Genomic DNA, 11,518 nt, shown 5'->3' with positions numbered 1-11,518 from the left:
TTCATTGCAAATACAAAAGGCAGGCACGCCCTAAAAAAGTATTCCATTAGAAAAATAAAACAAATAAAACCAATCCCAACAAAGACACCAAAAAATAAGCGGTTAAAAAACACAAAATAAAAGAGATGATGAAAAACACATGAAAAATTTTAATGAGATTTGCTCTTTTTATCCGATTGACGTCAAATAATCCATCAATAAATTTGGTTGATTCCATCAAAACCCCATAGGCTGACAAAGTAACCCATTATGGCACGTCTATAAAAACAATGATTTTATGGATGAATTATTTGCTCATCATTCATTTTTTACTCTCAGTATTTTATGAATTTATCCCATCATCAAAAAATAAAATATCTCTGACATCTTGCCCATTTCATGATAAAATAAGGGCATTTATGACTTTAAGGATTTGCCATGACCGCACAAACCACGCTCGCCCAATACCTAGAATCCCACACCACGCCACAGCTTGCCAGCACCATGACAACGCTTGCCACTGCCAGTGTGGCGATTAGTCATTTGCTTGACAAAGGAGCGTTGGCAGGCATTCATGGCGAAGCAGGCGGTCAAAATGTGCAAGGCGAAGCCCAAAAAAAGCTGGACGTGATTTCCAACGACCTACTACTAAACGCCCTAATCCACAATCCCAACTGTGCAGGGGTTGCCAGTGAAGAGCTTGATGAGATTAGCCCTGCCAATGATGACGGCACACTACTGGTTACCTTTGACCCATTGGACGGCTCGTCAAACATTGACATCAACATGACGGTGGGGACGATTTTTTCTATTTTGCCTTATCACAATCAAGGTCAAAGGGCGTGTGAGTCCGACTTTTTACAAAAAGGCGAAAATCAGCTTGGGGCGGGCTATTTTATCTATGGCACGTCCACCATGCTGGCGGTTACCTTTGGGGACGGCGTTGCTATGTTTAGTTTTGACCCGATGAGCCAGACTTATATTCTTATCAATGATGATGTGCGTATCAGTCATGATACTGCCGAATACGCCATTAATGCGTCCAACCGCCGTTATTGGCTTGAACCCATTGCGACTTATATTGAAGAGCTGACCCAAGGCGATACGGGCGTGCGAGCCAAAGACTATAATATGCGGTGGGTGGCGGCGATGATTGCGGACGTGCATCGTATTTTGATTCGGGGTGGGGTGTTTATGTATCCCTTTGACACCAAAATCGCAGGCAAGGCGGGCAAACTTCGTCTGATGTACGAAGCCAATCCCATGAGTTTTGTCATTGAGCAAGCGGGCGGGGCAAGCACAGACGGCGTACAGCGTATCATGGACATCACGCCCACGCACATTCATCAGCGTATCCCCGTGGTACTTGGGGCAAAAGAAGAAGTTGAGTATGTCAAAGCCTTGCATGAAAAGGCAGGGATTTTGGCGAATGGGGATAAGGCGAGCGAATGAGACAAGAGTTTTATTATCAACCAAAAACACTTTCAAAATCCGTCAATTATTTTTTATGGGGGCTTTTGGTGTTTGGCATTTTGGTATGTGCCATTTTGCTCTGTGTCTTATATTTAAATTTACTCAATCCCAATAAAGACAATTTTTCAATCATTAAAGATTTGATTATTGCCGCTGTGCCTTTATTTATGATTTATAAGGCAATCATGCCTAACAAGTTGCATGATAAAGACAATCAAAAACCCATGCCAATGTTTATCTTTGATGAAATTGGCATGGTATTTAATAGACTTCTTTCCAAACCCTGATTTTTATGGATTTTTAAAAACTTCAACCCCAATACTTATAAGGGTTTATTTTTAGTTTGGAAAGAGATTTAATCACCCAAAGCAAGGGTTTGAAATCCAATGGCAAGACATTCAAATGGTTGATGTTAGTTTTATGTATAATATACCAACATTGGTCATTCATACAAAAACAAAAAAGCATAAAATAGATATGATGTATTTTGAGAATGATGAGAATGTTAATATTCAAAAAGTTTTTAATGAATATGCGATGAAATATAGTGGCAAAAAATTAATTTTATAAACCCATTTAAAAAACTTCCTATGATTATCACCTCCAAAGACAACCCCCTAATTAAAACCGCCCACGCCTTATTAACCGACCCTAAAAAAAGAAAGAAACTTGGGCAAACGGTCATTGAAGGCACGCATTTATTGGACGCTTATTTAAAAGCAGGTAAAATGCCAATCACAACCATTGTCAGCGAAAGTGGAATGACAAATGCTGAAATTCAAAGTTTACTTGCCAAGTTAAATAAAAACCCCATTATCATCAGTGATACTTTATATAAAGCCATTCGCACGCTTGGCGAAAGTTTGCCCATAATGGCAATCATTGAGATGCCAAGTTTGATTTTAAATCAAGCCATTGAAAACGACTGCTTAATTATCAATGGCATTCAGGATACGGGCAATCTAGGAACGCTACTTCGCACCGCCAGTGCTACAGGGTTTGAAACGGTGATTTGCACCACAGGCACGGCTCACGCCTATAATCCCAAAACAATGCGTGCTGGCATGGGGGCAAATTTTAGTTTACATATTTATGAAAATGTGGGAATTGATGAGATTTTTGACTTCGTTAAAGTGCCAATGTTTGCCACAACTTCGCACGCTGATGGCTTGATTTATCATAAGGATTTGACCAAACCGCTTGCCCTGATTATGGGACACGAAGGGCAAGGCGTGGATAAGATTTTATTAAAAGAATGCACGCCCCTAACCCTACCCCAATACGGACAAGAAAGCCTAAATGTCGGTGTGGCGGGGAGCGTGTGTTTGTATGAGATTTTAAGGCAGAGAAGGTTTAAAAACACCCACAGCATTCGCTAGGCACAAACTTGAAATCTAAAAATACCGCAATACCGCCAACGCCACTTGCTCGTGCGTGTCATCACGCCCACGCTCCGCCTTGCCCGTCAGGCGTAGGGCGTACGCAGGGCTGATGTCGTATTGCACGCCGACATTAAGAGCAGGCTGAATATATGCCGAGCGGGTCTCGCCTTGATTGTGATGATACCATATCGGCAGGGCAAGCTCGCCCATGACACGCACCTTATCACTGGCATGATGAATACAGCCGACATTCACACCTGCCCCCACACGATAGCCTTTATTGATATGCCCCACTTGTCCGCCATAACCGCCAAACGCATAGCAGAGCGTATCGGCAAGCCTACCTGTACCCAGCTCGCCCTGCCCGAGCGTCCATGATTTGCCCTTTTCTAGACGGACATCAAAGACCATATGGTCATCATTATCCCTATCCGAGCCGTCCATGACCTGCATGAGCCGTGCGTGCTGACCCCATGCCGTGCCGTTATGGGCTTTGGCGGTGTTGGTTGGGTTATAACTGCGTGTGCTAAATAGGGTTGCTTTTTGTACTTTTAGTCTGTCATCATACCGCACATCAAGCGAGAGCATTTCAACGTCGAGATACTGGCGTACGCCCACAGGTCTATCTAGCACATCATGATATGCCGAGCGTAACGACAGCCCATAAGTCGTGCCGTCATTATCGCCCGTGCGTGTGCCGTGATAACTGTCAGCATAGCCCACCGATACGCCAATGCGGTGCGTGGGACTGGCATGGGCGGGATTACTGGAGCTTGTGATTGTCCCCTTTGTGCCGTTTTGCACCGCTTGGGCGGTACTGCTCTTTGACGGCAGGTATTTGGTATCAATCACCAGCCCCTTATCGGTCAGCACCCGTGCCACTTCGTTGGGAATGACGACTTTGCCAACCGCTTCACGCAACTCACTGCCACGCACGACATCTATCAGGCGTAATATCTCACTGGCACAGTTGTCATGGGTGAAAAAATACGGACGTTTTAAATCTTTGGTCTCCCACACATGTCGCATGATTTGGGCGACTTCGGCAGTGGTGAGATTGAGACGATACTCCCAAATGTCTCGCTCATCATCAAGCAGGTACACATCTCGCTTTTCATCATAATCATAAAACTCCATGACCCCTGCATAACCGCCCACGAGCGAGCGGGCACTGGCTTCGGCTTCGCTGTCCGCCTTGTCTCGGGCAACGGTGTAGTTAATGGCAAAGGCGTCATCATCACGTCCACTTGCCAAACTTCGCTCGGTGTCCGCCTTTATCATCACATGAGCGAACGCCGAGCCGAGCGAATTAGGGTGCTCATCGGCAAAGGTCAGCGACAACGCCCGAGCGTCATACCGTTTCACCCACGCATGAAATTCATCACAACCACTGTCATCTAACGCCAAGCCCAACTGCTCTGCCACATAGTGCGTGCGAGCAGGAAAGGCACACAGCACCTTATCATCACGCTCATCTATCGCCTTGATGATAGCGTCAAGCTCAGCTCTGGCGTCGCCCCCTGCCAGTAGAAAATGGGGATCTTTGGCAGTGGGCTTGCCCTTTTTGTCAAGCAATAATAATTTTCGCCATGTGGGGGAATTTGCCACGTCTGCCAAAGATTGGGATTGGCTAGCAGTTGGGGCGGTATTAGATTGGGAATTATCTGTTAAAAATGAATGCTGAATATCATCAAAAACCGCACTGCTATCTCGATACGCCACATTAGTGCCGTCCGTTAGGGCATTGCCAGATGAGACGGCATAAGTCGGCACGCTCATCAAGACGGTTAGGCTAAGGGCTAGTAGTGTGGGGGCGGATTGGTAAAAATTTTTCATAGCAAGTGTTAAATTTAAATAAAAATTGATAGAATAGACTTTTGACAAGTATAAATCATCATGGCAAAATTCACCACTTTTTTTATCAAAGACGGCATATTACACGGAGCGGACTTTGTGCCGTCCCCCAACTTTAATGCCCGCCCCAACTGCCCCATTACGGGCATTGTCATTCATAATATCAGCCTGCCCCCAAGCGAATTTGGCAAAACCGATATTACTGGCACGCATTTTGTCAAAGCCTTTTTTCAAAATAACCTAAATGCCAATGACCACGACTATTTTAAAACCATTGCCGATTTAGAAGTGTCGGCTCATTTATTTATTGAGCGAGACGGGTCTGTTAGTCAATTTGTCAATTTTAATGACAGGGCATGGCACGCAGGGAAGTCTGCTTATCTTGGGCGGTCAAATTGCAATGATTTTACCATTGGCATAGAATTAGAAGGCGATGATTTTTCGCCCTTTACTAAGATACAATATACCGCCCTTGCTCATATTATCCACGCCATTTATACCGCCTATCCTGCTACCAAACGACACCTTATGGGGCATAGCGATATTGCCCCTGTTCGCAAAACCGACCCTGGGGAATTTTTTGATTGGCAAAAATTAAGACAACTGGTTGATGATTTATGCAAACAATAATGGATTTGATATTGTCAATTTTTAAAATTTATAATCATTTAACTTCAAAACACACCCATTGGCGGTAAGGTGCGTATTACGCACCAATAAGATTTTTCATTTAAAAGGTGCGTGGTACGCACCTTACCATACGACTACCATACGACAAATAAATTTTTAAAGTTTAGCATTGGTGTAAATTGGGGTTAATTGACTATAATTAAAAAATACCCCAAATTTATTACCAATTTTTAAAAGGAATTACTATGCACACCAAAGATTATTTAATCTTATTTAGCGTGGTTTTGATTTGGGGTGTCAATTTTTTGGCAATGAAAATCGGCTTAAATGATGTACCGCCTTTGATATTGGGCATGGTGCGTTTTTTATTGATTTTATTGCCTGCTGTTTTCTTTTTTAAAAGACCCAACGCCCCGTGGATTTATTTAATTTTATATGGCTTGACCATTAGCTTTGGACAATTTAGCCTCATGTTTTTGGCATTGTCATGGCACTTTCCCACAGGGCTGTCGGCACTGATTTTGCAAGCACAAGTCTTTTTAACCGTGCTGTTTTCGTGCATACTCTTAAAAGAATCGGTCAAGCCCAATCATCTCATCGGCATGATAACGGCAGGGGTTGGGCTAGCCCTCATCGGCGTGGGGCAATATCAAGGCGGATTTTCGCTCATCGGTATGCTCCCCGTGCTGGGTGCGTCATTGAGCTGGGCGATTGGCAATGTCATCGTCAAAAAAATCGGACAAGTCAATCCCTTATCGCTCGTCATCTGGGGCAATCTGTCGGCACTCATCGCCTTTACGCTAGGCTCGCTCGTGGCATATGGCGTGGGCGGTGTGATGAGCCATTTGGCAAATTTTAGCGTGGCAGGGGTGCTTAGCGTGATGTTTTTGGCGTATGTGGCGAGCTTTGTCGGCTATACGGGCTGGGGGTATTTGCTGGCTCGGCATTCGGCAAGTAAGGTTACGCCCTTTATCATGCTCGTGCCTGTCATTGCGTTGGTCGTGGGCTATGTGGCGTTAAAAGAGCGTCTTATTTTGTGGCATTATGTGGGGATTTTGACGGTATTGTTTGGGCTTGGAGTGCATTTGTTGGGTGGGCGGTGGTTTGATAAAAGGGGCTGATGTTGTTTTTAAATTAAAGCGTGTTTTAATTACAGTAAGATGCGTAATACGCACCAATAAGATTTTTCATTTAAAAAGTGCGTGTTACGCACCCTACCATACTATAAAAGAATTTTTTAAAATTTAGCATTGGTGCAAATTAGGATTAATTGACTATAAATTTGTATTTTTTAAATTAACATATTTTTAAAAATATTTAAAATAAAATTGGTAAAAATCATTTTTTATATAAATTAAAAGATGCGTGGGATACAGTTGCTACAATCTTTATTTTTAAGTTAAAATATTTTTAAAAAATCATTTGCCCCTTTTTATTATTTTTTAATTTAAACAGCCCCAATTTTGATTTAACAAATCCGTCCACACCCCACAAATTCACAAAAAATCCATCAATTCATCGCCCAAATCCTTTATAATACGCACAAATTTTTGTTGGCAATTTATCATGGCAAAATCTCGTCTGCTTAGCTCCACCCTTGTCGTTAGCTCCATGACCATGCTCTCACGCATTTTGGGTTTGGTGCGTGATGTCGTCCTTATGGGCGTGTTTGGGGCAGGCGGTCTTATGGACGCATTTTTGGTCGCCTTCAAAATCCCCAACTTTTTACGCCGTCTTTTTGCCGAAGGGGCGTTCTCGCAAGCCTTTGTGCCTGTCTTGACCGAATATAAAGAACAAAAAACCTTTAACGAAATTCAGCTACTCATCAGCCGTGTCTCGGGCGTGCTTGGGGTGATTTTGCTTGCACTTACGGTGGCGGTGCTTGCCCTTGCCCCGTTTGTGATACAGCTTTTTGCCCCTGGGTTTGTGGATGACCCTGCCAAATTTAACACGGCAACCGAGCTTTTGTACCTAACCTTTCCTTATCTGTTTTTTATTTCCATGACGGCGTTTTTTGGCAGTATCCTGCAAAGCTATGGCAAATTTGCCCCGCCTGCCTTCGCCCCCGTCTTACTCAACATCTCCATGATAGTCGGGGCGTGGCTCATCGCCCCCATGCTTGACAAATCTATCATGGCATTAGGCTATGCGGTGGCGGTGGCGGGCGTATTACAGCTTATCATACAACTGCCTGATTTATATCGCAAAAAATTACTGGTCGCCCCAAGCATTGATTTCAAACATGAAGGGGTCAGACGCATTTTGACGCTCATGCTCCCTGCCATTTTTGGGGTGTCGGTAACGCAAATCAACCTGCTACTCAACACCATTTTTGCATCCAAAATGGCAAACGGCTCGGTCTCGTGGCTCTACTCTGCCGAGCGACTAAGCGAGTTGCCACTCGGTCTTATTGGCGTGGCAATCGGTACGGTCATCCTGCCCAGCCTGTCGGCAAGCCGTGCCAAAGCGGACATGACAGAATTTGGCAAAACCCTAGACTGGGCAATGCGTCTTATTGTCCTTATCGGTCTGCCTGCATCTGTGGCGATGTTTGTGCTGTCGGACGTGCTGATGAATGCCCTGTTTGTGCGTGGCGAATTTAGCGCCACAGACGGCGACATGGCTTCTCTTGCTCTACGCTGTCTGTCGGGTGGGATTTTGGGCTTTATGCTTATTAAGGTGTTCGCCCCTGCGTTTTTTGCAGGGCAAGACACCAAAACCCCTGTCAAAATCGGTATCGTCTCAGTGTTTGCTAATATGCTGTTTAGCGTGGTGTTTATTGGGATTTTTTATCTTGCCAAACTGCCCCTGCATGGCGGTCTTGCCTTAGCTACGACAGGGGCGAGCTTTGTTAATGCGGGGCTGTTGTATTACTTTTTGCAAAAACGGGATATTTGGCGTTTTGGCAAACATTGGTACAAAATGGGTATGCAGTTTGTCATCGCCACGCTTGCCATGACGGTAAGTCTGTATGCGGTGTTACCCTACTACCCCCAAGACGGCTCGGCATGGGTAAAACTTGCCGTGCTAATCGCTATCTGCGTGGCAGGTGCGGTGGTGTATGGCGTGGTGCTACTTGCCAGTGGGTTTAGACCAAGACAGTTACGGCATGGGTGAGATTAAAAAATGGGGGGGTTGCACCCTGCGGAACTGGCTTAATAATTACAACTTTTGGCATTATTAATTAACTATGCCTTTGGGCGGATTTGTAGGGGCAAATCATATTTGCCCTGTGATAACGTGTTGATTTTTGGGCGAATGTGATTCGCCCCTACATATTCAAATTTTAAAATATATCTTTATTGAACAATACCCAACTTTTTAATACAGGAAAACCATGAAAAAAATATCAAGAAATCATTTAGAAAAATTATATGATTTAGAGACTATTTTATCATATTTAAACCCAGATATTATTAGCGATGATGTTTATGATAAATTGGTTCATTTGTCATTTGACGATTATGATAGAATTATAGATATAGCTTATGCAAATCATTTTGAAAGCCTTGATGATATCAATAAAAATGCTTTTAAAAAAATTATCAATCAATCCCTTAATGAATTAAGTGATGAAGATATAGATTATATTTTTCAAAGCACCACATACTTTCCAATGGAAAATTCAGAAAATCACCAATTTGTTAAAAATTTATTATTAACAATAAAAGATAGGTTTGACTGGATATAACAATTCTTAATAAAACATATAGCAGGCAGGATTGTAGGGTGCGTACCACGCACCTTTTAAATAGAAAATCTTATTGGTGCGTGATACGCACCTTACTGCCAATGGGTGTATTTTAAAGTTAAATGATTATACTTAAAATTTAACTACTTTTTCCGTAAATATCCCCACCGCCAAACTCGCCCCCACCAGATCCGCCACGCCGTCCCATATGCCCATGATTATCAAACATCAAAGCGATACATTCCCCAACAAAAAGAGCGATTGCTCGCCCTTTTTTAACTTTTCTTAATTTTCATCATTTAATTGTGGCACTAAGGTCAGCTCCAACAGATGAATATACCGCCCTTCTACGTCCACCACCGTGATTTGCCAGTCGTTGATAGACACGCTCTGCCCCTCTAAGTTGCTCACCGCCCCCAACGCCTGCATGACCAGACCGCCCATGGTATCCACGTCCGTATCATCAAAGCTCGTCCCCAACACCTCGTTACAATCGCCGATGAGCGTGGACGCTTGGACGAGCCACACGCCGTCTTTTTCGGGGTGGGTGATGATGTTGTTAATGGTGCTGTCCTCATCGATGTCATCATGTTCATCAACGATGTCGCCGACAATCTCCTCCAACAAATCCTCCAATGTCGCCACGCCCGACACCGAACCGAACTCATCAACCACGACCGCCATATGCACCTGAGCACGTTGCAGTGAGCGTAGCAGGGTATCCGAGCGTGCTGTCTCCGAGATATACAGGGGCTTTCGTACTAGGTCTTTGAGCAAAAATGGGGGGTTTTGCCCTGCCGATTTTTGGGCGAGATAGGGAATTAGGTCTTTGACCAGCAAAATACCCATGACCGCATTATCGTCCGCCTCATCGATGACCGGATAGCGAGAATGATTGGACTCAAAAATGGTGGCAAGCACCGTCTCAATGTCATCACTACTGGTAATGGCTCTCACATCAGGGCGTGGGGTCATAATCTCCTTGACCGCCATGGCAGGCAAATCAAGCACGCCCTCCAACATATCTACCATGTCCGAATCCAAGAACCGCCGAGAGTCTTGGACAAGGTTAAGCAGGTCATCACGAGTTTCGGGAGCGGTAGATAGCCAACGTTTTAAGCCACGTCGCCAACTGTGGTCATCAGACATGGGAAATACTTTCCTTTGTTGTTTAAAAATATGTGCTTAATTTAGCGGATTTTGGGTGAATATTCAATCATTTTTTGTAAAATTTTAAGCCCTTGACTTAGCCAATCAAAATACCGATAATAAATCACCGACCCTATTTTTAAGGATTAAAAATGCGTGCCAAACACTACCCAATCCGCCCCAAACAAGCACACGGCTATCTGATGGCAATCTCCATACCTGTTTTGTATGTTGTGCCACTTTTTGTGCTGATTGTGCTGACTTTTTTCTAAAAGACAATGACTTTTCTTATTGGCAAAATTTTATCATCACCATAGTCATTGAGCTTGTGTTTTATTTTTTGGTGCGTGCGTATTTTAAACCCAAAATAAATGCCATTGCCTTAATCATTGACGATAAAGGCGTACGGACAAATAGTAATTTTTTAAATAAATTGTCCCATTCCACCCCCATTTTATTCAAAGATATTGATAAAATAGACTATGCCGAAAATTTAATCCAAGAAATACAAGGCAAATTATTATCAAAAGGCGACCCTTATTTAAAAGACTTTAATAAAACCCTAGTCATTCACGCCAGCAAAAAACAACACCGCCTAAAAGTTAGCCAAAAATTTATGATTGCCCAAAATGTGTGGGAAATTGATGATTTTGATGAACTTTTGGCAATTTTTGAAAAATACGGACATACGCCCAGCAATATTGACAATCAAACTTATATCAAAGACAATGTCCCACAATTGCAAGAACTTGGCAAGCGTTCTGGGCATTTGGCGTATGGGTCGTTTTTCTTATTTTTGATAATGGGTGTGTTATTTTATGTGGATAAATTTATTACCCTAGATTTTAATAATATGTCATCAATTTTTATGGGCGTGGCGGTATTGGTTGGTATATTTGGGCTTTATTATGTTTATCATGAAAATAAAGAATGGCAAGGGGCGGTGTCGCTTGTTTTATTTGTACCCATAACAACGGCATTTATATTTAGTGCGATGTTATTTTTATCGCCTTTTGTCGGGCAATCGCACCCCGTAGAATTTAAATTACAAGGTGGCAAATGGCAAACCAATTTTAATAGCAAACCCCTTGAAATAGAATGTCAAGAAAATCAAACTAATACCGATTCAGATGGTAAAGTCAATATTATAGATACTTTGGGAATGATAAGAATTTCCTTTGATGAAATTAATAAAGTCTGTCATAATGGGAAATTTACCAAAGGGGATTAAATCTTCACCCATCTTATCACACGTTCTTCCATCTCATCATCACGAAAGTTTTGTTCCGAATGACATCGCCCCGCCACGCCCAGTTTTTTTATTTCTTTGTTGTGCCTGTCTGAACCGCACCCCAAAAGT

Annotated in this window: 10 protein-coding genes; 8 read left to right on the top strand and 2 right to left on the bottom strand. The window is 43.1% G+C overall.

Features of this window, described 5'->3' with window-relative positions:
• Positions 1 to 417 precede the first annotated feature (417 nt).
• The 3 genes from B5J94_RS10665 to B5J94_RS10655 all read left to right on the top strand — a co-directional run bounded on the left by B5J94_RS10665 (position 418) and on the right by B5J94_RS10655 (position 2,831).
• On the top strand, positions 418 to 1,431 hold the full coding sequence (locus tag B5J94_RS10665; RefSeq protein WP_062501646.1) for a class 1 fructose-bisphosphatase: 1,014 nt from the start codon (positions 418 to 420) through the stop codon (positions 1,429 to 1,431).
• Positions 1,428 to 1,739 carry a hypothetical protein gene (locus tag B5J94_RS10660; protein WP_079364130.1) on the top strand — a complete coding sequence of 104 codons (312 nt, stop codon included), beginning with the start codon at positions 1,428 to 1,430 and terminating at the stop codon, positions 1,737 to 1,739. Before B5J94_RS10665 ends, B5J94_RS10660 begins: the two co-directional genes overlap by 4 nt.
• Positions 1,740 to 2,042: 303 nt before the next feature.
• Positions 2,043 to 2,831 (top strand): TrmH family RNA methyltransferase, encoded by a 789-nt coding sequence (locus B5J94_RS10655; protein ID WP_062499645.1) that lies wholly within the window; start codon positions 2,043 to 2,045, stop codon positions 2,829 to 2,831.
• A 15-nt stretch (positions 2,832 to 2,846) separates the two neighbouring features.
• Here B5J94_RS10655 and B5J94_RS10650 read toward each other — a convergent pair whose 3' ends face one another.
• Complete coding sequence (locus tag B5J94_RS10650) at positions 2,847 to 4,670, bottom strand: DUF7840 domain-containing protein (RefSeq protein WP_062499646.1); 1,824 nt, start codon at positions 4,668 to 4,670, stop codon at positions 2,847 to 2,849.
• A gap of 60 nt (positions 4,671 to 4,730) precedes the next feature.
• On the opposite strand from B5J94_RS10650, the gene ampD reads away from it, so the two are divergent.
• The 4 genes from ampD (at position 4,731) to B5J94_RS10630 (ending at position 9,009) form a co-directional block, all read left to right on the top strand.
• Complete coding sequence (gene ampD / locus B5J94_RS10645) at positions 4,731 to 5,318, top strand: 1,6-anhydro-N-acetylmuramyl-L-alanine amidase AmpD (protein ID WP_062499648.1); 588 nt, start codon at positions 4,731 to 4,733, stop codon at positions 5,316 to 5,318.
• A 245-nt stretch (positions 5,319 to 5,563) separates the two neighbouring features.
• Positions 5,564 to 6,439: an EamA family transporter gene (locus B5J94_RS10640; RefSeq protein ID WP_062499650.1), complete on the top strand. Its 876-nt coding sequence runs from the start codon at positions 5,564 to 5,566 to the stop codon at positions 6,437 to 6,439.
• A gap of 445 nt (positions 6,440 to 6,884) precedes the next feature.
• Complete coding sequence (murJ, locus tag B5J94_RS10635) at positions 6,885 to 8,435, top strand: murein biosynthesis integral membrane protein MurJ (RefSeq protein ID WP_062499652.1); 1,551 nt, start codon at positions 6,885 to 6,887, stop codon at positions 8,433 to 8,435.
• Positions 8,436 to 8,655: 220 nt separating this feature from the next.
• Complete coding sequence (locus B5J94_RS10630; protein ID WP_062499654.1) at positions 8,656 to 9,009, top strand: hypothetical protein; 354 nt, start codon at positions 8,656 to 8,658, stop codon at positions 9,007 to 9,009.
• A 285-nt stretch (positions 9,010 to 9,294) separates the two neighbouring features.
• On the opposite strand, the gene B5J94_RS10625 is transcribed toward B5J94_RS10630, so the two are convergent.
• Positions 9,295 to 10,158 (bottom strand): transporter associated domain-containing protein, encoded by an 864-nt coding sequence (locus tag B5J94_RS10625; protein ID WP_029104063.1) that lies wholly within the window; start codon positions 10,156 to 10,158, stop codon positions 9,295 to 9,297.
• 328 nt (positions 10,159 to 10,486) lie between these two features.
• On the opposite strand from B5J94_RS10625, the gene B5J94_RS10620 reads away from it, so the two are divergent.
• Positions 10,487 to 11,389, top strand: a complete 903-nt coding sequence (locus tag B5J94_RS10620; RefSeq protein WP_062499656.1) for a hypothetical protein — start codon at positions 10,487 to 10,489, stop codon at positions 11,387 to 11,389.
• Positions 11,390 to 11,518: the final 129 nt, after the last annotated feature.

The sequence above is a fragment of the Moraxella lacunata genome, from assembly GCF_002027545.1.
Taxonomy (GTDB): Bacteria; Pseudomonadota; Gammaproteobacteria; order Pseudomonadales; family Moraxellaceae; genus Moraxella; species Moraxella lacunata.
Note: the sequence above shows the minus strand (reverse complement) of the source record. Positions and strands in the feature narration are given on the sequence as shown.

What these genes read in the sequence shown, in the direction of transcription:
- B5J94_RS10665 (WP_062501646.1), top strand. Translation starts at nt 418, where the DNA reads ATGACCGCACAAACCACGCTCGCCCAATACCTAGAATCCCACACCACG.
- B5J94_RS10660 (WP_079364130.1), top strand. Translation starts at nt 1,428, where the DNA reads ATGAGACAAGAGTTTTATTATCAACCAAAAACACTTTCAAAATCCGTC.
- B5J94_RS10655 (WP_062499645.1), top strand. Translation starts at nt 2,043, where the DNA reads ATGATTATCACCTCCAAAGACAACCCCCTAATTAAAACCGCCCACGCC.
- B5J94_RS10650 (WP_062499646.1), bottom strand. Translation starts at nt 4,670, where the DNA reads ATGAAAAATTTTTACCAATCCGCCCCCACACTACTAGCCCTTAGCCTA.
- ampD (WP_062499648.1), top strand. Translation starts at nt 4,731, where the DNA reads ATGGCAAAATTCACCACTTTTTTTATCAAAGACGGCATATTACACGGA.
- B5J94_RS10640 (WP_062499650.1), top strand. Translation starts at nt 5,564, where the DNA reads ATGCACACCAAAGATTATTTAATCTTATTTAGCGTGGTTTTGATTTGG.
- murJ (WP_062499652.1), top strand. Translation starts at nt 6,885, where the DNA reads ATGGCAAAATCTCGTCTGCTTAGCTCCACCCTTGTCGTTAGCTCCATG.
- B5J94_RS10630 (WP_062499654.1), top strand. Translation starts at nt 8,656, where the DNA reads ATGAAAAAAATATCAAGAAATCATTTAGAAAAATTATATGATTTAGAG.
- B5J94_RS10625 (WP_029104063.1), bottom strand. Translation starts at nt 10,158, where the DNA reads ATGTCTGATGACCACAGTTGGCGACGTGGCTTAAAACGTTGGCTATCT.